The 21,817-nt window shown below is 63.8% G+C and carries 22 protein-coding genes; 7 read left to right on the plus strand and 15 right to left on the minus strand.

What is annotated here, in order from left to right; translation table 11 throughout:
• Together AC0L3K_RS29850 and AC0L3K_RS29855 are read right to left on the minus strand one after the other, a co-directional pair.
• Positions 1–819, minus strand: an 819-nt coding sequence (locus tag AC0L3K_RS29850; protein ID WP_473367371.1) for an ABC transporter permease, incomplete at its 3' end; no start/stop codon positions are given.
• The gene (locus AC0L3K_RS29855) at positions 803–2,374 is read right to left on the minus strand and encodes an ABC transporter ATP-binding protein (protein WP_473255968.1); all 1,572 of its coding nucleotides are present in this window, start codon (positions 2,372–2,374) and stop codon (positions 803–805) included. The genes AC0L3K_RS29855 and AC0L3K_RS29850, both read right to left, overlap by 17 nt.
• A gap of 571 nt (positions 2,375–2,945) precedes the next feature.
• On the opposite strand from AC0L3K_RS29855, the gene AC0L3K_RS29860 reads away from it, so the two are divergent.
• Positions 2,946–4,055, plus strand: coding sequence for a hypothetical protein (locus AC0L3K_RS29860; RefSeq protein WP_473367372.1), 1,110 nt, complete (start codon positions 2,946–2,948; stop codon positions 4,053–4,055).
• Positions 4,056–4,183: 128 nt separating this feature from the next.
• On the opposite strand, the gene AC0L3K_RS29865 is transcribed toward AC0L3K_RS29860, so the two are convergent.
• Genes AC0L3K_RS29865 through AC0L3K_RS29890 form a run of 6 tightly spaced genes read right to left on the minus strand, consistent with a single transcriptional unit; the run spans position 4,184 to position 10,070 of the window.
• Positions 4,184–4,669 (minus strand): nucleoside deaminase, encoded by a 486-nt coding sequence (locus AC0L3K_RS29865; RefSeq protein ID WP_219685282.1) that lies wholly within the window; start codon positions 4,667–4,669, stop codon positions 4,184–4,186.
• A gap of 13 nt (positions 4,670–4,682) precedes the next feature.
• Positions 4,683–6,215 carry an ABC transporter ATP-binding protein gene (locus AC0L3K_RS29870; protein ID WP_473367373.1) on the minus strand — a complete coding sequence of 511 codons (1,533 nt, stop codon included), beginning with the start codon at positions 6,213–6,215 and terminating at the stop codon, positions 4,683–4,685.
• Positions 6,212–6,895 (minus strand): biuret amidohydrolase, encoded by a 684-nt coding sequence (gene biuH, locus AC0L3K_RS29875; protein ID WP_219685284.1) that lies wholly within the window; start codon positions 6,893–6,895, stop codon positions 6,212–6,214. The genes AC0L3K_RS29870 and biuH overlap by 4 nt, the downstream gene beginning before the upstream one ends.
• 25 nt (positions 6,896–6,920) lie before the next feature.
• Positions 6,921–7,847: an ABC transporter permease gene (locus AC0L3K_RS29880; protein WP_007601468.1), complete on the minus strand. Its 927-nt coding sequence runs from the start codon at positions 7,845–7,847 to the stop codon at positions 6,921–6,923.
• Between the two features lies 1 nt (position 7,848).
• Complete coding sequence (locus AC0L3K_RS29885) at positions 7,849–8,961, minus strand: ABC transporter permease (RefSeq protein ID WP_473367374.1); 1,113 nt, start codon at positions 8,959–8,961, stop codon at positions 7,849–7,851.
• Positions 8,958–10,070: a BMP family ABC transporter substrate-binding protein gene (locus AC0L3K_RS29890; protein WP_219685286.1), complete on the minus strand. Its 1,113-nt coding sequence runs from the start codon at positions 10,068–10,070 to the stop codon at positions 8,958–8,960. Before AC0L3K_RS29890 ends, AC0L3K_RS29885 begins: the two co-directional genes overlap by 4 nt.
• Positions 10,071–10,474: 404 nt before the next feature.
• Here AC0L3K_RS29890 and AC0L3K_RS29895 point away from each other — a divergent pair, with 404 nt between their 5' ends.
• Complete coding sequence (locus AC0L3K_RS29895) at positions 10,475–11,734, plus strand: allantoate amidohydrolase (RefSeq protein ID WP_035995577.1); 1,260 nt, start codon at positions 10,475–10,477, stop codon at positions 11,732–11,734.
• 96 nt (positions 11,735–11,830) lie between these two features.
• Positions 11,831–13,204 (plus strand): hypothetical protein, encoded by a 1,374-nt coding sequence (locus AC0L3K_RS29900; protein ID WP_007601475.1) that lies wholly within the window; start codon positions 11,831–11,833, stop codon positions 13,202–13,204.
• 10 nt (positions 13,205–13,214) lie between these two features.
• Here AC0L3K_RS29900 and AC0L3K_RS29905 read toward each other — a convergent pair whose 3' ends face one another.
• A complete protein-coding gene (locus AC0L3K_RS29905) occupies positions 13,215–14,534 on the minus strand; it encodes a dicarboxylate/amino acid:cation symporter (RefSeq protein WP_018456682.1) in 1,320 nt (439 codons plus the stop codon).
• Between the two features lie 215 nt (positions 14,535–14,749).
• On the minus strand, positions 14,750–14,971 hold the full coding sequence (locus tag AC0L3K_RS29910; RefSeq protein ID WP_007601477.1) for a hypothetical protein: 222 nt from the start codon (positions 14,969–14,971) through the stop codon (positions 14,750–14,752).
• A gap of 351 nt (positions 14,972–15,322) precedes the next feature.
• On the opposite strand from AC0L3K_RS29910, the gene AC0L3K_RS29915 reads away from it, so the two are divergent.
• Complete coding sequence (locus AC0L3K_RS29915) at positions 15,323–15,505, plus strand: hypothetical protein (protein ID WP_007601478.1); 183 nt, start codon at positions 15,323–15,325, stop codon at positions 15,503–15,505.
• A gap of 19 nt (positions 15,506–15,524) precedes the next feature.
• Here AC0L3K_RS29915 and AC0L3K_RS29920 read toward each other — a convergent pair whose 3' ends face one another.
• The 3 genes from AC0L3K_RS29920 to AC0L3K_RS29930 form a co-directional block, all read right to left on the minus strand.
• Positions 15,525–16,901, minus strand: a complete 1,377-nt coding sequence (locus AC0L3K_RS29920) for a vWA domain-containing protein (RefSeq protein ID WP_007601481.1) — start codon at positions 16,899–16,901, stop codon at positions 15,525–15,527.
• A gap of 5 nt (positions 16,902–16,906) precedes the next feature.
• A complete protein-coding gene (locus AC0L3K_RS29925; RefSeq protein ID WP_007601482.1) occupies positions 16,907–17,854 on the minus strand; it encodes an AAA family ATPase in 948 nt (315 codons plus the stop codon).
• A 147-nt stretch (positions 17,855–18,001) separates the two neighbouring features.
• Positions 18,002–18,202: a hypothetical protein gene (locus AC0L3K_RS29930; RefSeq protein WP_007601483.1), complete on the minus strand. Its 201-nt coding sequence runs from the start codon at positions 18,200–18,202 to the stop codon at positions 18,002–18,004.
• Between the two features lie 224 nt (positions 18,203–18,426).
• On the opposite strand from AC0L3K_RS29930, the gene AC0L3K_RS29935 reads away from it, so the two are divergent.
• Positions 18,427–19,401 carry a quinone oxidoreductase family protein gene (locus AC0L3K_RS29935; RefSeq protein WP_007601484.1) on the plus strand — a complete coding sequence of 325 codons (975 nt, stop codon included), beginning with the start codon at positions 18,427–18,429 and terminating at the stop codon, positions 19,399–19,401.
• 39 nt (positions 19,402–19,440) lie between these two features.
• On the opposite strand, the gene AC0L3K_RS29940 is transcribed toward AC0L3K_RS29935, so the two are convergent.
• Together AC0L3K_RS29940 and AC0L3K_RS29945 are read right to left on the minus strand one after the other, a co-directional pair.
• Entirely contained in the window at positions 19,441–19,716 is a 276-nt protein-coding gene (locus AC0L3K_RS29940) for a hypothetical protein (RefSeq protein WP_473367375.1), read from the minus strand.
• 96 nt (positions 19,717–19,812) lie between these two features.
• A complete protein-coding gene (locus tag AC0L3K_RS29945) occupies positions 19,813–20,421 on the minus strand; it encodes a S24 family peptidase (RefSeq protein WP_007601486.1) in 609 nt (202 codons plus the stop codon).
• Between the two features lie 166 nt (positions 20,422–20,587).
• On the opposite strand from AC0L3K_RS29945, the gene AC0L3K_RS29950 reads away from it, so the two are divergent.
• Both AC0L3K_RS29950 and AC0L3K_RS29955 read left to right on the plus strand, forming a co-directional pair.
• Positions 20,588–21,115 carry a GcrA family cell cycle regulator gene (locus AC0L3K_RS29950; RefSeq protein ID WP_473367376.1) on the plus strand — a complete coding sequence of 176 codons (528 nt, stop codon included), beginning with the start codon at positions 20,588–20,590 and terminating at the stop codon, positions 21,113–21,115.
• Between the two features lie 46 nt (positions 21,116–21,161).
• The gene (locus AC0L3K_RS29955) at positions 21,162–21,737 is read left to right on the plus strand and encodes a hypothetical protein (protein WP_007601488.1); all 576 of its coding nucleotides are present in this window, start codon (positions 21,162–21,164) and stop codon (positions 21,735–21,737) included.
• Positions 21,738–21,817: the final 80 nt, after the last annotated feature.

Raw genomic sequence — 21,817 nt, forward strand, 5'->3', positions numbered from 1 at the left:
TCCGCCCCCCCGCGCCCCGGCGCCGGCGGTGCGCCGCGCGCGCCCCCCCGGGGGGCGGTTGCGGCTTAGGCGATTTTTTAAAATTTGTTGTCTTTCCCCCCCCCCCCCCCCCCCGGGGGGGGGCGCGGCGCCCACCACACGGATCTCGAAGCCCTTGATGGTGCGTCCGAGCAGGATTGCGGCTGCCGCGACGACGAGTAGGGCGATGATCGAGCCCAGATGCAGCCTGCCGCCTTCGATCAGCAGCGGCACCGTCGCGACAGGATCGAACTCGGCCGTGGTCGGGAAATTGAAGCCGTGTGGATCGCGCCAGGGACCGCGCACGAGGTAGTCGAGGAAGAGATCGGCGACATAGACCAGCATCAGGCTGGTCAGGATCTCGCTGGCGCCGAACTTCACTTTGCAGATTGCGGGGATCAGCGCGTAGAGCGCGCCTGCGGCGGCGGCGAGCACGAGCATGACCGGCAGCACCCAGACGCCGGCGTCGGTGCCCTGCGTCTTCACCGCAATCCAGCTTCCGGCGACCGCTCCGATCAGGAATTGCCCTTCGGCACCGATGTTCCAGGCATTGGCGAGATAGCAGAGCGACAGCCCGATTGCGATCATCACCAACGGTGTCGCCTTCACCGCGATTTCCTGCAGCGAATAGCTGTCGGTCAAAGGCGCGATGAAATAGGCGTGCAAAGCAAGCAGCGGATTCTTGCCGAGGATCGCGAACAGGATAACCATGGTCACGATCGTGAGGCCGATCGCGATCAGCGGAGAGACCAGCGCGATCGTGTTGGAGCGCTCGACGCGCTTCTCAAGCACCAACTGCATGCGCGGCCTCTTTCGTCTCCAGCGTGCTGCCGCCCATCAACAGGCCGAGTTTTTCGCGCGTCGCCTCGCTGGTGGCGAGCGGTGCAGATAGATGGCCATGGAACATCACGGCGATGCGGTCGGCGATTTCCGCGAGCTCGTCGAGGTCCTGGCTGGTCACGAGCACGGCAGCGCCTGCGGTTGCGAGATCAAGCAGCGCTTGGCGGATGACGGCGGCCGCACCGGCGTCGACGCCCCAGGTCGGCTGGCTCACCACCAGTACCGCGGGATTGCGCAGGATCTCGCGTCCCACGATGAATTTTTGCAAATTGCCGCCGGAGAGGGATGCTGCTTCCGGATCGCGCTTGGCCTTGCGGACGTCGAAGGTCTCGGTTGCGCGGTCGACCGTCTTCAGGGTGGCCGCAGTATCGATGAAGCCGTGATGGACCATGCCGCTGGCGGCGTGCCCGGTGAGCAGCGCATTCTCCGAAAGTTTCATGCGCGGCGCGGTGCCGTGGCCGAGCCGCTCCTCGGGAACGAAAGCCGCGCCGAGCTTGCGGCGCTGCGTGATCGAGAGATGGCCGGCAGCAAGGCCTTCGATCACGATCGTGCCGGGATCCTTCGACAGGCGTTCGCCGGACAGCGCGGCGAACAGTTCGTCTTGGCCGTTGCCGGCGACCCCGGCGATGCCGAGGATCTCGCCGCCTTTCAACTCGAACGAGATGTGCTCGAGCCGCACGCCATGCGCCTCGCCGGGGGCGAGCGAGAGATCGTTGACGACGAGGCGCGGCACCGTGGTCTGCCGGCCGGCGGCCGCCTTCACCTCCTTGATCTCGCCGCCGACCATCATGCGCGCGAGCGAAGCGGCGGTCTCAAGCCTGGGATTGCAGGTCTCCACCTTCTTGCCGCCGCGCAGGATCGTTGCCGTGTCGCACAGGCGCTTCACCTCTTCGAGCTTGTGGCTGATATAGAGGATGGCGCGACCTTCGGCCTTGAGCCGCTCCAGCACGACGAAGAGCTGGTCGGCTTCCTGTGGCGTCAGCACCGCGGTGGGCTCGTCAAGGATCAGGAATTGCGGATCCTGCATCAGCGCGCGGACGATCTCGATGCGCTGGCGCTCGCCGACCGACAATTGCCAGACCTCGCGTTTAGGATCGAGCGGCAGACCATAAGTCTTCGACACCTGCTCAAGCCGCGCCGACATGTCCTTGAAAGATTCTTTCCCGTCGAGGCCGAGCGCAACGTTCTCGGCGACGGTGAGATTGTCGAACAACGAGAAATGCTGGAACACCATGCCGATGCCGCGGCTGCGCGCCTCCGAGGGACCGGACAGCACGATCGGCTGGCCCTGCCAACAAATCTGGCCGGCGCTGGGCTGGATCAGCCCGTAAATCGCCTTGACAAGCGTCGACTTGCCGGCACCGTTCTCGCCCAGCAGCGCGTGGATTTCCGTTGGCCAGATATCGATGTCGATGGCGTCGTTGGCGAGGAAATCCCCATAGCGCTTGGTAAGCCCGATCGTCCTGAGGAGCGGGGACTCGCCGGAATGCAGGCCGTTAGTCGTTGAGTCCAACATTCGCTGATGCGCTTGCATGGGGAGAAGTGCCTCAATACTGAGCTAGTTTGAACCGCCGCGTAAGGTGTGAAAAAGCGTCATCCCTTGCTCAACGCTTCGGCAGCACGAGGTGTCGGCGAGTCGCGGCTCTCGCCAGTGGCGATCGTCCTCGGATACCTTCCGAGCAGCCTTGGCAGTCACGGCTTGCGTGTAACGCCTGTTGCAAATTTGTGACGGCTCAAGCCAAATCGGAACCCGCTATGCAGGCTTGGCGTGAAGTTGAGCAGAGACGCGCCATCGAGCGTATGCATTTGCGAACACCTCGACAGTGGCTCCCGCCCATCTTGTCTGCATTGTCCGGCCGACATGAAAAGGCGAGCGAAATCAAATGGGAATATCCGGCAATGGCCACTCTCGCCCGACGGCGTGGCGGTGACTTTGGCCTTCCAAATCCGGCGGTGAAACGCAGCGCCCTGTGCAAACAAGCGGCATACCTTGAAACAAGTTGAGGCTTCTCACTCCGGGAGATCGGCGCAAGTGTCGCACCCAAGGGACGTTCATTTTTACGTGTCCAAACTTGGGGGTATTCAGGATGTCGTTTCGTTTCAAGGCAATTGCAGCAGGCGCGCTGTCACTTGCTACGGTTGCTACCAGTGGCCTGGCGCAGGCGGCGGATCTGCCGGTCAAGGCTGCCAAGAAAGCGGCCGACCTTCCGTTCTTCCTGGTGATCGACGACCGCGTCACCTTCTCCTATATCTTCAATGCCTCGCAGCCCGGTGCGTTCACCAACACCAACGGCGTGATCAACGCCAAGACGACGAAGCAGGTCTACTCCTTCACCCACTTCGATGCCTGGACCTACGGCACCAATTTCTTCACCATCTCGATGTTCAAGTCGGATCACAACGATCCGGCAGGCCCGTGTACCGCCACAGGCGTGGTCGTTTCGCCGGCTGCGGGCTTCGCAGCGACGCCGACGAGCTGTGCCGGCGCGACAGAAATCTACGGCCTTTTCCGCTCGACCTTCGGCGGGAACGAGATCTTCAACACCAAGGCCTTCACGCAGGGCCCGCTGCATAACATCTCGTTCGAGGTTGGCATGGATGCCAACACGGAGAACCGGTATTTCGGCGCCGCCAAGCGCGACGTCGTCGCCGGTCTGCAGTTCGCCTTCGATCTTCCCTATAAGGGCTACTTCAACGTCGCGCCGCTCGTGTACTGGGAGTTCGCCAACCACAACTCCTTCTCGCAGTGCGGCGCCGGTTGGTCCGCTCCGTGTATTGCCGACGGCAACACGTCGTTCAAGCCGACCTGGGCGATCGAAACCAACTACTATATGGACCTCGGCTTCCTGCCGCAGAACATGCAGTATTTCTCGATCAGCGGCCGCGCGGCGTGGTACGGCAAGAAGGGCACCGACACTGAGCCGCTTCCCGCCAGCGTCGCCAACGGCGTCTATCCCACCAAGGTCGAGTTCAACTCCGAGCCGATCCGCCTGACCCTCGATGCTTCGAAGGCGGTTTGGGGTGAGAAGTACTCGCACTTCGTGGACGTCTGGGTCGCCTACCGCTATTGGCAGAACAAGTTCGGCCTCGATCACAACAACGCCGTGGCCTGCACCACCCTGGCCGGTGGCGCGAGGGTGAGCACCGGCTCCTGCACCGAGTCCTCGCTCTACTCCGGTGTCACTGTGAAGTTCTAGCCACCCTGACACGCTTCAGGTGAACGACGATGGCGCCGCGGCAAACCTCCGCGGCGTCATCTTCGTTTGTGGGTAGGAACGTAGGGGATGAGCCGTCGGCGCGCTCTACGAAATTGAATTGGTGTTTGCTACTTCGTCCACACGCCATCGTGCAGCGCTTCGGCCTCGTCTTCGAGCAGCGGCCCCGCAACCTCTGTCGGCCGCTGGCCACTGGCAAAGACCTCGCGACAGGGCAGGTCGAGCGTCGGGTTCTCCGGATGATCGCCGGTGATGCCGCGCAGGCGGTGCTCGCTGAGCCCATAGACGACACGACCGATGCCGGCCCAGTAGATCGCGCCGGCGCACATCGCGCAGGGCTCGGCGGAGGAATAGAGCGTGGCCTTCGCCAACACCTCGCGTCCGAGCGTGCGGCAGGCCTGCGTGGCGGCGAGGCGCTCGGCATGCGCGGTGCCGTCGTGATCCGGCATGTAGCCGTTCTCGGCCTCGATCAGCACCTTGCCTTCAGCATCGACGACGATGCAACCGAAGGGATGATTGCCGTGGGTGAGGGAACGGCGGGCGACCGCAAACGAAAGGCGGAGGAAGTGCTCGTCGCGCTCGGACCCGCCGCTCATCGCTCTTCCCTGGTCAATGCCCCGCCATATGCCGGCCGACAACGGTCAGATCGGCTTCGCTGGTCCGTGCTTCATACACGAATTCGCCGTGGAACATCACCACCAGCCGATCGGAGAGTTCAAGGAGTTCGTCGAGGTCCTCGCTGACCAACAGCACCGCGGCGCCGCGGTTACGCGCGGCCATGATCTCGGCATGGATTTGCGCCACCGCTGCGAAATCGAGCCCGAAACAGGGATTGGCTGCGATCAGCACCTCGACGTCGCCGCCGAGCTCGCGGGCCAGCACGGCGCGCTGGACGTTGCCGCCCGACAGCGCCGAGATCGGCGTGTCCGGGGTGCGGGTCTTGATCTTGTACCGGGCGATCTTCTTCCTGGCGTCGACGCGGAAGGCGCCGCGGTTGAGCCACCAGCCGAGGCTCGCGAAAGGCGCGCGGTCGAACTCGCGGAAGGCGATGTTGTCGGCGACGCTCATGCCGCCGACACAGGCGTTCTTCAGTGGCTCCTCCGGCAGGAGTGACATATTGTGCCGCCGCATCTCCTCGCGGCTGGCGTGATAGGGATCGCCGGCGACACGGATCTCGCCGCTCTCGGCTGCGCGCTGCCCGGCCAGCACCTCGACGAGCTGGCGCTGGCCGTTGCCGGAGACGCCGGCGATGCCGACGATCTCGCCGGCACGGACCGTGAGGGAGACGTCATGCACGGCGATGGCGCCGGCGTCGTCGAGCGCGCGCATCTTCGTCAGCTCCAGCCTCGCCTTGCCGGCCTCACCGGTGCGCGGCGGCTGCACCGTCAGCTCCTCGGCGCCGATCATGGTGCGCGCCATCGCGTCCGGCGTCAGTTCGGAAACCTTGCCGGCGCCGGCGAGCTTGCCGCGGCGCAGGATCGTGACGTCGTCGGCGAAGGCCATGACCTCGCGGAATTTGTGCGTGATCATCAGGATGGTCAGCTCGCCCTTGACGACCATGTCGCGGAGCATGCCGAGCACCTCGTCGGCTTCCGCCGGGGTCAGCACCGAAGTCGGCTCGTCCAGGATCAGGAAGCGACGCCTCAGGTAGAGCTGCTTGAGGATCTCGCACTTCTGCCGTTCGCCCGCGGAGATGTCGGAGACTTTTGCGCTGAGCGGGACCTTGAACGGCATGCGCGCGAGAAAGGCCTCGAGCTCCTTCATCTCTTTCGGCCAGTTCACGACGGCCGGCACGTCATCGCGCGCCAGCACCAGATTTTCGGCGACCGTCATCGCCGGCACCAGGGTGAAATGCTGGTAGACCATGCCGAGGCCGAGGGCGTGGGCGTCCTTCGGATTGCCGATCGCCTGCTCGCGGCCCCCGACGAGGATGTCGCCCTCGGTGGCGTGATAGTAACCCATGATGCATTTGACGAGGGTCGACTTGCCGGCGCCGTTCTCCCCGAGCAGCGCATGGAACGAACCCGGCCGCACTTTCAGCGCGATATTGTCCAGCGCCACGAAATCACCGAAGCGCATGGTCATGGCGATCGCGTCGACGCCGAAGGCGCCTGATGGCGGTGGCGTTTCGCCGACGATCACGAAATCGCTCCGATGAAGGCGTCGGAGGTCGAGACCGCACCGAATACGCCGCCCTGCATCTTGATCATCTTCAGTGCGTGCTCGTGATTGCTCCTGTCGGTCGCGCCGCAGCAATCGTGCAACAGCACGCATTCGAAGCCGCGGTCGTTCGCCTCACGCATGGTGGTGTGAACGCAAACGTCGGTGGTGATCCCGGTGAGCACGATGTTCTCGATACCGCGCACGCGCAGGATCAGCTCCAGATCGGTGGCGCAGAACGAGCCCTTGCCGGGCTTGTCGATGATCGGTTCGCCGGGCAGCGGCGCGAGCTCCGGGATGATGTCCCACCCGGCCTCTCCGCGCACCAGGATGCGGCCACAGGGGCCGGGATCGCCGATGCCGGCGCCGATCTGCCGGGAACGCCAGCGCTTGTTGGCGGGCAAATCCGAGAGATCGGGGCGGTGGCCTTCGCGGGTATGGATGATGTGGAAGCCCTGTGCGCGCATCGCAGCGAGCAGCTTCTTGATGGGTTCGATCGGCGCCCGGGTCAGCGACAGGTCATAGCCCATCTTGTCGACATAACCGCCGACACCGCAGAAATCGGTCTGCATGTCGATGATGATCAGCGCGGTGTTCTCGGGACGGAGATCACCGTTGTAAGGCCAGGCATAGGGCTCGGACTTGAGGTAGCGCTCGGGCATGGACGACCTCTTTGCGTGTCGCGTGTTACCGTGTGATCGAGAGTTCGGCGGGGGCACCGGTGAGCGTCCGCTTCGGCGAGCAGGTGATGATCATGATCGCAAGCGTCAGGATGTAGGGCGCGGCGTTGAAGAGGTGATAGCCGGAGGTGACGCCGACGGACTGAAGCGCGGGTCCGAGCGCTGCAGCGCCGCCGAAGGCGAGCGAGGCCCATAGGCAGAGCAGGGGGTCCCAGCGCGCGAAGATCACCAGCGCCACCGCGGTGATACCTTGTCCGGAGGACAGGCCCTCGTTCCAGCTGCCGGGATAGAACAGCGACAGGAAGGAGCCACCGATGCCGGCGAGGAAGCCGCCGACCATAGTCGCGCGCAGGCGGATCAGCAGCACGGAGTGGCCCATCGCGCGCGCGGCGTCCGAACTCTCGCCGGCGGTGCGGATCAGGAGGCCCCAGCGCGTGGTCCGGAAGGCCCAGTAGAGAATTGGCGCGAGCGCGACGCCGATCAGGAACAGCACGTTGACCCGTAGGGCCGCGCGCACCTGCGGAATGTCGCTCCACCAGCCGAAATCGATTGCGGGCAGTCGAGGCGCTGTCGGCTCGATCAACGGTTTGCCGAGATAGAAAGCTAGGCCGGTGCCGAACAGCATCAGCGCGATGCCGACCGCAATGTCGTTGACGCGCGGCAGTGAGCAGATGCCGGCATGCAGGGCGCCCAGAAGCGCGCCGGTAATGCCAGCGGCGAGCACGCCCAGCCACGGCGATCCCGTGAGGTAGGAAATGCCGTAGGCGCTCATCGCGCCCATCACCAGCGTGCCCTCGAGGCCGAGATTGATGCGGCCGGAGCGCTCGGTGATGCATTCGCCCAGGCTCACGAACAGGAACGGCGTCGAGACGCGAATGGCGCCGCCGAGCACGGCGAGTGGGACGGTCCAGAGTCCGATTGAGCCGTCTGCCATCTCAGGACTTTCCCTTCAGAAACCCGATGCGGCCATAGAGCGCATCGCTGGCCAGCACGAAGACGAAGATGATGCCTTGCAGCACCAGCGCGGATGCATCCGGCAATCCGAGGCGGCGCTGCAACAGCCCGCCGCTGGCGCTGATACCCCCGAGCAGGATCGCGACGGGGATAATGGCGAGCGGATTTTGCCGCGCCAGGAAGGCGACGAGAATCCCTGTGAAGCCGTAGCCCGCGGCGAGGTTGGCGTTGGTGCGCCCCTGCACGGCGGCGACCTCGACCATGCCGGCAAGGCCCGCGGCGCCGCCGGCAAGGAAGCAGATGGTCAGGATCAACTTGCTGACATTGAGGCCGACAATCTTCGCAGCGCGGATGTTGCCGCCGGCAACGCGCGCGGCGAAGCCGAACACGGTGTGATAGATCAGGATATAGGCGGCAATCGCGGCGATCAGGCCGAACACCAGACCCCAATGCACGTCGGTGCCAGGTATCGATCCGATCATGTTGGCCGCGCCGATCTCGCGGGTCGACGGCTTGTTGAGGCTGGCGGGGTCGCGCATCGCGCCTTCGACGAGATGGTTGAGGACCGCGAGCGCGATGTAGACGAGCAACAGGCTCGATATCGTCTCGTTGACGCCGCGATATTGCCGCAGCGCGCCCGAAAGCATGACCCACAGGCCACCGCCGATCACGCCGCCGACGACCATGGCGATCTGAACGATCAGCGGCGGCATGCCCTGAAGCACCAGTGCTGCGCCGGTTGCCGACAGCGCGCCGATCAGGAGTGCGCCTTCGCCGCCGATGATGACCATGCCGAGCTGCGCAGGCAGCGCCGTGCAGAGCGCGGTGAGGATCAGCGGCGCCGCGCGCGTCAGCGTGTTCTGCCATGAGAACCAGGTGCCGAACGCGCCGTAGTACATGTAGAAATAGAGGTCGAGCGGGTTCTTGCCGAACATCGCGACGAAGATGCCGAAGACCACGAGCGCGCCGGCCAGCGCCGCGCCCGGGATCAGGATATATTCGATCGCTCCGCCGTGACGCTGGAGGAATCCCGGATCGGCGGCCGGGGCAACTGTCCCGACCGCTTCAACGGGATCCGCAGCTTCCGCCGTCACGAAGTCGCCCCGACCACGCCCTCCACGAGATAGTCCATCTTCTCGAGTTCGGGGTCCTTCTGGCCGCGATCGGTGCCGGCCGCGATCACCGTCTTGCCCTTGTTGTCGACCAGCCCTCCCTTGAAGATGGCGTAGCCGTCACCGGACAAGAACTTGGCCTTGACGTCGTCGGCGTGCTTGCGCGCCTCGGCGGAGACCGCTTCGCCATAGGGCGAGGTCTTGACGATCTCTTCCTTGAGGCCGCCGCGATAGAAGTTCGGGATGCTCTCGCCGGCGGCGATCATCTTGACGAATTTGGGGTACAGCGCTTCCCAGTTCCACTCGGCGCCCGTGAGATACGCCTTCGGCGCGAGCGGCGACTGGTTGACGTGATAGCCGCACACCATGGCGCCCCGACGCGCGGCGTTCTCGACCATGGTCTTCGGACCGTCGACATGGCAAGTGAGGACGTCGACGCCCTGATCGATCAGGCTGTTGGTGGCCTCGGCTTCCTTGACCGGCATCGACCAGTCACCGGTGAAGATGACCTGCGTGGTGGCCTTGGGATTGGCAAGCCTCGCGCCGAGCGCGAATGCGTTGATGTTGCGCAGCACTTGCGGGATCGGCTTGGCGGCGACGAAGCCGAGCTTGCCGCTCTTGGAGCTATAGCCGGCGACGATGCCCGAGATGTACTGGGCTTCATCGATATAGCCGAAATAGCTGCCGGCGTTCTTCGGGTCCTTGTCGCTCCACAGGCCGCCACAATGCTCGAAGTGCAGCTTCGGGAATTTGTTGGCCATCTTGACCATGTGCGGATTGTAGTAACCGAACGAGGTCGGGAAGAGCAGGGTGGCGCCGTCGAGATTGATCATGGACTCGATCGTCTTCTCGACCGCGTCGGTCTCGGGCACCTTCTCTTCTTCCACGACTTTGAGGCCGGGAATCTTCTTCAGCGCCGCCGCGCCCTGCGCATGCGCCTGGTTGTAGCCATAGTCGTCGCGCGAGCCGACGTAGATGAATCCGATGGTGGTCTCGGCCGCGAAGACGGGACGAATGCCCGTCGCCGCACCGAGGGTGACGGCCGCACCGCCCTGCAACAAATGACGTCGTGAGATCCTGCCAAATTCCATTGCTTGCTCCCCTTGGCGGATGCACCGCCTCATCTCGCTGCGCCGGTCTGGCGGAGCCCAGGATCAATTGTCGCAAGCTTCGTGCCAGAGGCTATTGAGAGAGCATTTCCGAATAAGTCGTTGGAAATATATTGTTATTTCATGTGTTCCGAACCTGAGCATGAAAGCAGCAGATGAAATTATAGGCATTATTTTATAGTTGTATGCAATGGAGTTAAGCAGGTCTTACCCGGCTTGAACATGTGCATGACGAGGGCCGGGCGGTCTGCCGGCGGCGGCATTCCATGCTAACCACGCGCTGCTTGGACCGGCGTCGGCAGCGTGATTTCGCTGGCACCGAACTTGAATCGATTGCCGCCAGGACCGCCGTCGCCGCGGTCCCAAGAGATGGAAAGCTCGCCGAGATGGCTGCTGGTAACGCCGTTCAGAATGGTTCGCTCGGCGAAGAGATCGTGCGAGGGATCAACGAGCTCGCGGCGATCTCGGAAGAAGGCGACAAGCTCACCCGCGTCTATCTGACCAGCGAGCTGCGCAAGGCGGCGGACCTCATCCTGAGCTGGATGCGCGACGCCGGCATGAGTGCGCGTCTCGACGCGATCGGCAATGTCTGTGGGCGCTACGAAGGTGAGCGGCCGGGCGCGCCTTGCCTGATGCTCGGCTCGCACTACGACACCGTCCGCGATGCCGGCAAATGGGACGGGCCACTGGGCGTGATCACGGCGATCGCCTGCGTCGCCGATCTCAACCGCCGCGGCAAGCGCCTGCCGTTCGCGATCGAAATCGTCGGTTTTGCGGATGAGGAAGGGGTGCGCTTTGCCTCGACCCTGCTCGGCAGCCGCGCGGTAGCCGGCACTTTTGACGAAAGCGTCCTCAACACACGCGACAGCGATGGCGTCGCCATGCGCGATGCGCTGGTGCAGTTCGGGCTCGATCCCGATCATATCGGCGCGGCCGCTCGGGCCCGGCGCGAGCTGCTTGCCTATCTCGAGCTGCACATCGAGCAAGGGCCGGTGCTGGAAGCACAAAACCTGCCCGTCGGGGTGGTCACCGCGATCGCGGGCGCGACACGGCTTGCCGCGCGGCTGACCGGCATGGCGGGGCACGCGGGCACGGTGCCGATGGCGCTCCGGCGCGATGCGTTGGCGGGCGCGGCCGAATGCATCGGCGCGATCGAGCAGTTTTGCCGCACCGACGAAGGCGGGCTGGTCGGCACCGTCGGCTACATCCAGGCGAGGCCCGGCGCGACCAACGTCATTCCGGGCGAGGTGTCGTTCACCATCGACATGCGGGCGCCGACCGACATGCACCGCAAGCGCGCGGTCGCCGATGCCGTCAGGCAAATCGAAGCCATCGCAAAGCGGCGTCAATTGACGCTTCAGCTCGACGTCACCCACGAGAACCGCACCGCGCCTTGTGCGCCCTGGCTCAAGGAGCAGATCGCGCAGGCGATCAAAGCGGAAGGTTTTTCCGTCTTCGAGCTGCCGAGCGGGGCCGGGCATGACGGCATGGCCATGATCGATATTGCCGATGTCGCCATGATCTTCGTCCGCTGCCGCGGCGGCATCAGCCATCACCCGGACGAGCATGTCGAGCTCGCCGATGCCGACGCCGGCGCGCGGGTGTTGCTGCGCGTGATCGAGAACTTTCGGCCGCGGGAAGGCTAAACTGAGCCCGCAAGTCACGGGATAGAGACACGAATCAGACAGGTCTGGAGCCGCGACGGCCTCCCGCCGGACCACGAGACCCATTCGACGGCGCCTATGAACAGCGGCATCTCTTCTCCATCCCATCGCGGAAACCGGTTTTACCAAGGCCTGACGGCGACCTTCGTTGCCAACGCGCTTCAGGCGGTGAACTTTCTCGGTGATCGATTCCTGAGGAAGTCGCATCATCCGTTCACGTCCATCGAGGACCTTTACCGGCACTCGATGGACAGTGCCTTTGCGGTATCTGAGTCCTTTCTCGTCACCGGCGCGCCGCACGCCTCTGCGTACTATCCGCGCGACTTCGCCTGGTTCTATCCCGACGTCCTCGACCCCGACACCATCATGGATTCGCAGGATGCGGTGCGCCGGGCTCGTCTGCTCGACAAGAGCGTCCGGCTGCTGCTGGAAGCGGTTCGCGCCAACGTCGTCACGACGACCATCGTCCCGGCCGGGCGCGCCCGGTATCTCGGCGTGAACTATTTCTCGCGCCCTTCGGATACGCTGCTCGGCATTCTGGCCGGCCTGCGGCAGATGATCTCGGCCGAGGAGAGAGCGTCATCCTATCTGGCGATGTCGCAATGCGCGCATGCCGGCCGCCTGCTGCTGGCCGAATATTGCGGCGATCTGAAGCGTGCGATCCTCCAGCTCGCAAGCGAGCTCGAACCGTTCAATGATGATGGCTCCACCTATTTGCTGTGCGACGCCAGTGCTCCGCGCTCCGCGGCAACCGACACGCGCGCCGAGCGCAGGCGTTTCGTCACCAATGCCTGCGTCTACACGACGTTCGTGTGGGGCGTGCAGCTCGGAATCGTCGACGAGAACGAGCTGAAGCGGCGGCTCGGACGCGACCTGGCGCAGTACAAGAGGGACCTCCTCCGCCTGTTCGGCAAGGACGGCTATATCAGGCATTCCCTGGACGGCCCCACGGGCTCGCCGGCGTCCTCGGTCGCGCTGGATTTCGCCAGTGTGCATCGCGGCTTCTGGGATATGAGCGAGCCGGCCGAGCGCGCGCTGTTCGCGGCCACGGCGGATCTGATCATTGCGGAGCCGCGCTTTCGCATCCCCAGCACATTCCACTTCCTGGTGTCCGCGGATAATCCGCGGAACAAGATGATCCACAAGATCGCGGCTCCCGCCTACCAGGGACGTTCCTCCTGGCCGACGTTCAACGTCGAGTTCGCGGATCGCATGCTGGATTATGACGAATTCTCGGGGAGCGATACCTACCGATCCTGTGCCCAGGGAATTCTGAAGGACATTCGCACCGCAACCGAGGTCCACGGCGGCTATCAGGAACTGATCTCGGAACAGGGCCTGAAATATCGCACCTGGGCTTACAAGGGGGCCGTGGCCCACTCCTGGTTTCCGCGTTTCCTCTCCGTCTGGAGGAGGGCGCATGGAACGCCGCTCCTCCAGTGGAATGACTGAACGGCGGTCATTACCCCGCCGTCACGTCCACAAGCTCGCCACCGTCGAGCACCTTGGCCGCCTTGGCGCGGTCAAGGTCGCCTTCCCAGGCGGCCACAACCACGGTCGCAACGCAATTGCCGGTGAGGTTGCCGACCGCGCGAGCCATGCCGATGAACCAGTCGACCGACAAAACCAGCACGAGGCCGATCGCAGGGATGCTCGGCACCGCGTTCAGCGTCGCCGCCAGAATCACGATCGCGGAGCCCGGCACGCCATGCGCGCCCTTCGAGGTGATCAGGGAGACGCCGAGCACCAGCAGGAGATCGCCGAAGGACAGCGGCGTGTTGGTCGCCTGCGCGATGAAAACGACTGCGAGCGTGAGGTAGATCGAGAAGGCGTCGAGGTTGAAGGAATATCCGGTCGGGATGACGAGGCCGACGACGGAATCCTTCACGCCCATCCGCTCCAGCTTCTTCATGATCTGCGGCAGCACGGCGTCGGACGAGGCGGTCGCGAGCACGATGGTCAACTCCTCGCGCAGGTAGGCGAGGAATTTGAGGATGTTGATGCCGGCGAGCGCCATGACGCCGCCGAGCACGCCCAGCACGAAGATGCCGACCGAGACGTAGAACAGCGCCACCAGTGAGACGAGCTGCTTGAGCGAGCCGACGCCGTATTTGCCGACGGTGTAGGCGACTGCGCCGAGCACGCCGAGTGGAGCAACGCGGACGATAAGCCCCATGACGCGGAACAGCACGGTCGAGGCGGCATCGATCATCGACGTGACGAGCTTGCCTTTCTCGCCGCCGACCAGTGCGAGGCCTACGCCGAACAGCACGGCGAAGAACAGCACCTGGAGCACGTCGTTGCGCGACAACGCGTCGAACGAGGTGCTCGGGATTACGTTGAGGAGGAAGGAGCCGATGCCGCCGCCCTGAAGCTTGTGGGCGTTATCGGCATAGGTATTGAGGGCCTTGGCGTCCAGCGTCGAGGGATCGATGTTCATGCCGTGGCCGGGGCCGAAAGTGTAGGCCAGGATGAGACCTACCACGAGCGCGACTGTGGTCATCACCTCGAAATAGACCAGCGCCTTGACGCCGACCCGTCCGACCTTCTTGAGGTCGCCCGCGCCGGCAATGCCGTGCACGACGACGCAGAACACGATCGGCGCCACGATCATCGAAATCAGCTTCAGGAAGGCGTCGCTAAGGATCTTGAGGGAGATGGCAAAATCCGGCGCGGCCACACCCAGGATGATGCCGAGGATCAGCGCGGCCAGGACCTGGACGAACAGCGATGTGTAGAGCGGCTTTGGCTCGGCGGCCGGGGCCGCGGCAATGGTCGACATGGTGACTCCCCCGTTTTGACGACGTCTCGATCGTCGAAAGGAGCAACTAGCGTGCCAGATTGTCGCGGTTTTCGCTGAGGAGGAGGTCTATTTGGTCGCGTTTGCGGTGCGACCGGGCATCCGCATCGGCACCGGGAAACCGTTCGAGGTGCCGTCGGTCACTGGACAGGCGATTTTGCGGTCCTACGGTCACGTTCCGCACGCGGGTGGCCGCGTCACGCCGCGAGATCTAGCAGCCGACACGATCCGCGTACCAGCACCTTGCGTCCATTCGGGGTCATGACCGGGACGCCGTCGCAGACGACGACAAGACCGAGCTTGACGAGGCTCTCGATGAGATAGGCCTTGGAAAGGCGACCGTTCGACACCGGGTTGCGAAGCGCCTTCAGGACCTCCCATTGGTCTGGCGAAAGATCGAAGTCGATGTCGCTGCTCATGCTGCCTCAAGCCATAGTGCCGTTCGTGCGCCTCTGTTAGTGGCGCTGCATGAAGACCGTGCGACGACAATGAGTCGGGAATTCGGTGAGGTGTTTAGAACTTCTCTTCACAAATTGCTGCACGCCATTGCGCCACAAGAGTTAAGACCGCTCGATCACTAGGATCGTCCGGAGCCTCGATCACATATTGATGATGTGGGCTTGATGTTGGTCCGCGAACAACCGCACTGCACGGGAAGCGCTGCTGTCCCATTCTGCGTCGCAATATGCACAGAAATCATGAGACGAAGGGTTGGAGATTTTGTTACGCTGATTCGCGGGGAATAGCTTCACACGGCAGGAGTGGAGTGCATGAACAGACTGGTCGAAATTCGCAGTCAGGAATCCCTGTGCCGGGAGCGCGCCGCGCTTGATTTCCAGCGCCGGGTTTTCTGGCTTGCGCAAGCTCAAGAATGGGAGCAGCGCGCGCTTGACGAGATCGCCTATCATTTCCGGGAGTGCAATGTGGCTCAGACGGAGCTGGTGCGAAACTGACGTCGGCTGTGGGTAAGGCCTACTGATAAGTCGCCACAATATCGGACACCGCGCGCTCGAGCTGCTGCGCGGTCGCGCACTGGCGCACCACGCTGCAGAAGGTCGCATAGCGCGGCATCTCGGAATCGCCGAAGCCCCAGGCGAGACGTCCTTCGGGATTGAGCCACACCAGCCGTTTCGAGCGCTCCGAGATGCGGCGCAGGATGTCGGCGCGCGGATCGAGATTGTTGCTGCGGGCATCGCCCAGCACGATCACCGTGGTCTGCGGCGTCAGCGCGCTCATGAACTCCTTCTCGAAATCGACCAGCGAAGAGCCGTAGTCGGAGGAGCCGAAGCCGACCTTGGACATGATCTCGGCCATCGCCTCTTCCGGCGGTTTCGATTCAAGGATGTCGCTGACTTCGATCAGATGCGAGGAGAAGGCGAAGGAATGGACGTCGTCGACGACCTCGTGCAGCGAATGGATCAGGAGCAGGAAGAAATCCGAGACCTGCGCGACTGAGCCCGAGACATCGCAGAGCGCCACGATCTTCGGCCGGTCGCGATGCTTGCGCTTCCAGGCTGTGAGAAAGGGGATGCCGCCCCAGGCGGCGTTCCGGCGCAGCGTGCGGCGGACGTCGAGATGACCGCGCCGTTGGCGCTTGCGTGGTTTCGAATAGCGCTCGCGCAGGCGCCGTGCGATCTGGCGGATGAGAGCGCGCATCTCCGCGACATGGCGCCGCTCGATGCGGGCAAGCGGCGCGTTGCGCAGAATCTCGTTGCGGAGGTTTTCAGCCTCCTCGCGGGCATAGAGCGCAAGCCCCTGCGCGACGGTGTCGCGAACGGCTTCGCGCAAGGCATCGAGCGCGGCGCGAAGCCGCTCGGCCAGTGCGGGATTGGTCGGGGTCAGCTCGTCGAGATCGTCGCGCAGCCGCTGGAGCCCCATGGCGTCGAGGATGCGGCTGGAGAAGATGCCGCGCTGGGTGGAGTAGCGGATGTCGGACAGGGAGGCCGCACCTGAGGCGCTGGCGATCGCGGCGGTGATCGCGTTGCGATCCTGCGACAGCAGCATCTGCGCGAGGGGGCCCAATTCTGCGGGAGGCGAACCGCCGCTTGCATCGCTGGCCTCACCAGATGATGGAGATTGATCCGCGTCCTCCGAAACATCGTTGCTGTCGGCTTCAGATTGTTCCTGCCGCGGCTCCGGCTGGCTGAAGAACAGGTCGAAGCAGTCACCGAGCGCGAGCTTTTCGTCCTGCGACTTGGCGAGCGTCAGAAGGAGCGCATCGCGCAGGATGGTCCGGTCGGAAACGCCGACCTGCGCGACCGCGCGCATCGCATCGATGCTTTCGGCAGGCGAGACATGGACGCCGGCGCCCCGTGCCGCACGGAAAAAACGATGAATATTCTCGCGCATCGGCGTCAACCGAAGACGTTGGATCGTGCTGCCTTGGCAATGAAGGTCGTAATCTGAGGCTGAGCCGCCTCGATGTCGGCCTCGTATTTCAGGAGCACGTTGAGCGTGTCCTTGACGATCTCGGTGTCGAGCTCCGAGGCCTGCAAGAGCACCAGCACGCGCGCCCAGTCGATGGTCTCGCTGACTGAAGGCAGCTTCTTCAGGTCGAGCGAGCGGATTTCGTGGATGAAGCCGACCATCTGCCGCCGCAGCGTCTGCGAGATGTTGGGGACGCGGCTCTCGACGATGCGCTCCTCGAGCCGCTGCTCGGGGAAGCCGATGTGCAGATGCAGGCAGCGCCGCTTCAGGGCATCGCCGAGATCGCGCTCGCTGTTGGAGGTGAGGATCACCGTTGGCGGCGTGATTGCGGAGACGGTGCCGAGTTCGGGGATCGTGACCTGGAAATCGGAGAGAATTTCCAGCAGCAACGATTCGAACTCCGCATCCGACTTGTCGATCTCGTCGATCAGGAGCACGCAGCCGCCCGGCTGCTCCAGCGCTTGCAGCAGCGGCCGCGGCTCGACAAACTCCTTTGAGAAGAACACGTCGCCGAAATCGTGGAGCTGATTAAGTGCAGCGTGCAGAGTCTGCGCGCCGCCCAGGACTTCGCCGAGCTTGTCCTTGAGGATCTGCGTGTAGAGAAGCTGCTTGGCGTATTTCCATTCATAGAGCGCCTTGGCCTCGTCGAGGCCTTCGTAGCATTGCAGGCGGATCATCTTCAGGCCGCGCCAGGCCGCGATCGCCTTGGCAAGCTCGGTCTTGCCGACGCCCGCGGGCCCTTCGACCAGGATCGGCTTCTCGATCTGTTGCGACAAATACACGGCGGTCGCGATCTGCCGGCTCGCGATGTAGCCTTGCGCGGCGAGGCCGCTCTCCACTGCCTCGATCGCTGTCGAGGGCTTCTGTTCAGCCACGAGAAGGCGCTCCCAAAGGTCTTGATTGAGGCTTGTTCTGCCTGCGTTCACGGCAAAGAACAAGCCTCGTTTGGGAGAGGCCAGACCCGCGCCAATGGGCGTTTTTTCCGCTCAACGCAAATAGTTGGGCGGCTACCGGCCGCGCGATCAGTGCCGCAGCAACTCCGGCTTGCGGATCGTCTGTCTGACCTCGGCGCCGCAATCTGCGCATTCATAGACGAAGTCGATCTTGGCAAGACTCCAATGCGGTTCGACCTCGCGCACATACATCGGAAGGAACCCCATGCAAGCGGGGCAAATCACAGGCGCGATCTCGATATCCTGATGATGCTTTACATAAGCTGGCATCTCGGCTCTCCTTCGCAGACGACCTCCAAACCCGCGCGAAGGCTACTGCCGGCCGGCGCAAGGCCGACATCAACTCTTTCGAACAGAGGCGGAACAGCGGAGGTTTGTCGTTCGCTGTGACATTCTTGTTACGTCTCTGTACTGTGACGGGCGGACCAAATACCTATTTCAAAAGCCCGATCCGGTATTCGGACTCTGACCTCAACGATAAGGGAGCAACGCCCATGACGCATGCCATTCGCTTTCACAAGACCGGTGGTCCGGAAGTGCTGGTCTGGGAGGAGGTCAGTGTCGGCAAGCCCGGACCGGGCGAGGCGCGAATCCGCCATACCGCCGTCGGTCTCAACTTCGTCGATATCTACAACCGTTCGGGCCTTTACCCGGCGCAACTGCCGAGCGGGCTTGGTAGCGAGGCTGCTGGCGTCGTCGAGGAGGTCGGGCCCGGTGTCACCGATGTGAAGCCGGGCGATCGCGTCGCCTACGGCGCCTCGCCGCTCGGCGCCTATTCCGAGGCGCGGCTGATCCCGGCCGACCGACTGCTGAAGCTGCCGGACAGTATCGACGACAAGACCGCGGCGGCGATGATGCTGAAGGGGCTCACCACGCAATATCTGATCCGGCAGACCTATCGCGTGAAGGCCGGCGACACCATCCTGCTCCATGCGGCCGCCGGTGGCGTCGGCCTGATTCTCTGCCAGTGGGCCAAGCATCTCGGCGCGACCGTGATCGGCACCGTCAGCAACGACGAGAAGGCCAAGCTCGCCAAGGCGCATGGCTGCGACCATGTCATCATCTATAGCCACGAGGATTTCGTGAAGCGCGTGGACGAAATCACTGGCGGCAAAAAGGTGCCGGTGGTCTATGACTCCGTCGGCAAGGATACGTTCTTGAAGTCGCTCGACTGCCTCGCGCCGCTCGGCGTCGCCGCGCTGTTCGGTGCGTCCTCCGGCGCTGTCGAGCCGCTCAATCTCGGTTTGCTCGCGCAGAAGGGCTCGCTCTACGTCACCCGACCGACGCTGTTCACCTACGCCGCCAAGCGTGAAAGCCTGGTCGCGATGGCAGGCGAGCTGTTCGACGTCGTCAAGTCCGGCGCGGTCAAGATCGAGGTGCACCAGACCTATCCACTGAAGGACGCCGCCAAAGCCCATGCCGATCTCGCCGCGCGCAAGACCACGGGATCAACCGTTCTCACGGTGTGATCTCCGAACGGGCTGTGGCGCAAGCCGCTTGGGCCTGCGTCACGTCCGCTCATGCTTGCGCAGATCGCGGGCGTGATCGAGGCGCAGGGCCTGGAGGTCGACTTCTTCGGGCGGGATCCGGGGCAGGGCAGCCTCGGCGAGGATCGCCTCGGTCACGTCTTGGACCGAGTTCTCCACGATCTCCTGGATGAACGAGATATTCCGATACTCACCTGAGGCGACGCGGGAAATGACCTCGCGCCTGGTGATTTCAGGGTCGACGACCGCTTCCCGGCCGCGGCGCCCATAGTCGATCATCACGACGAAATACTGCATGAAACGATCCTGCCGTGCCCCATGGTCGGGCACGGCAGAGTATTTCCGAAAAACGGAATCAAGTCAAGGTGCATTTCGAAAAAACGGAATTAGAGCCTACTTGCTCCGCTTGCGAGGGCGCGCCGACTTGGCGCGCAACCGCTCCAGCTGCCCCTTGGGCATGGACAGGCAGATCTCGCCGACCCACTCCAGTTTCACGCCGACGATCTGCTTGGCATTGAAGCTGGTGAGATTGACGACGGAGGGGGATTTACCCCGCTCGATAGTCTTCAGATAGCGCTCGCCGGTCTTGAGCCGGACCACGGCCTCCTCGCCGTAGAAGCTCGACAGCGGATGGCGCTGGTCCTTGTAGACCACGATGACGTCGCCGCTCTCGTATTTGGGCAGCATCGAATCGCCCACGATCTCGAATGCGATGGTCTCCTCCATGATCGGAAAGGGCAGCGCGATGTCGCCAAGGCCTTCCGGGGGAACCTGCTCATAATCCGGCTCGATCACGGCACCGGCCCCGACGCGGCCCATGATCGGCGCGAGATTGAGCTCGAGATATTCCATGATCGGGATGATTTCCGAAGCCTTCACAAGGCGCTCGCCGCCGAGGATCTCCGAGACAGCGCCGGGGCGAACGCCCATGGCAGCCGCCAGGCCACCCTTGCTCTTGCCCGTCTTTTCCAGGCCCCGTTCGATCATTGCAGCGTCCAACATGGTGATTCCCTCGATTGTCCATCGTCCCGCCTCTTGTAATCCGAAATTCGGAATTGATGCAATTATGAATATCAGAATTGTCGCTTGACTTCGACTTCGGAATACCGGAATGTGGGCTCCGCCTCGCGATCGTGCGATCGGAGGAGGCGCATCACAGGACAGCAGCATGGAACCGGGCCATTGGTCGTCGGAGCACTCCGACGCGCTTCGCGACTATTTTCTCAAGGGAATGTCTTATGCGGAGATCGGAAGACGGATTAACGCAAGGTTTGGAACGGCTTACACGCGCAACGCGGTGGTCGGCCGCGCCAAGCGGCTCGGGCTGGTCGTGCAGATACGGACGACGAGCCCGTCGATCGTCCCGGCGTTGCCGTCGGGAGCCTGTCTTGTCCTGCCGCACCGCCCCACGGGGCTGACCCTGCCGCCGAAATCCGCGATGAAGCCTGCCGCGCCCGTCAAGTTGCGCTGCGTCGGCGTCCAGCCCCGCTTGGTCCCGTTGGTCGAACTCGCTAGCGAGGACTGTCGCTATCCCTATGGCGGCGACAAGGACGGGGAGGAGATCACCTTCTGCGGCCATCCGCGGGAGCCGGGCTCGAGCTATTGCACGCCGCATGCGCGCCTGACGCGCCGCGCCGGAGCTGGATCCGCCCGCGTCGCCGGCCCCGTCGTGCTGAGGCTGGTCTCTGCCGCCTGACCTGACGCCCGCCCGTTCAATCGTCAATTTCGCAAGGAGTATCCGAGTGGCACGTGTCCGACGCAACAGGTCCTATAAATTGGCGAATGTCTACGACCGACGCTCACGTGAGATACCGTTCAATGCGGAGGTGGCGGAAGTCGAGGTGGACAATCCGCTGGCGCTCGACCCCGGCGAGAAGATCATGGCCGTGCGGTCGATCCGCTGCGATCCGCTCGGCCGGCTGCACGCGCACCATCAGATCGACGAGGCACAGTATCGCGGCGGGCGCGCCTTCCAGAACGATTGGGAGAGGGCCGAACGAGGCCTTCAGGCAATGGACCCGACTCGCGAATATGTCGATGGGGCGCGCACGCGCGAGCCGGTCACCGAGAGCCAACGCGAGGCGGTGCTGCGGCTGAACCGGATCGAGCGCGAACTCGGCACAGACGGCGCCGCGCTAGTGCACGACGTGTTGGTGCTGGGCCTGACCATGGACGAGATCGGCCAGCGTCGCGCCGTCCGTACGCAGCGCTGGATCGACTATTTTGCGCGGCGTTTTCGTGAATGTCTGGACCGGCTGGCACTGATCTATGGCTTTGCCACGGAAACGGGGACACGGCGTTCAGGGCAACACAAATGAGACCGGCGGGGGGGGGGGGGGGGGGGGGGGGGGGGGGGGGGGGGGGGGGGGGGGGGGGGGGGGGGGGGGGGGGGGGGGGG

Source organism: Bradyrhizobium sp. MI1.10 (assembly GCF_055811035.1).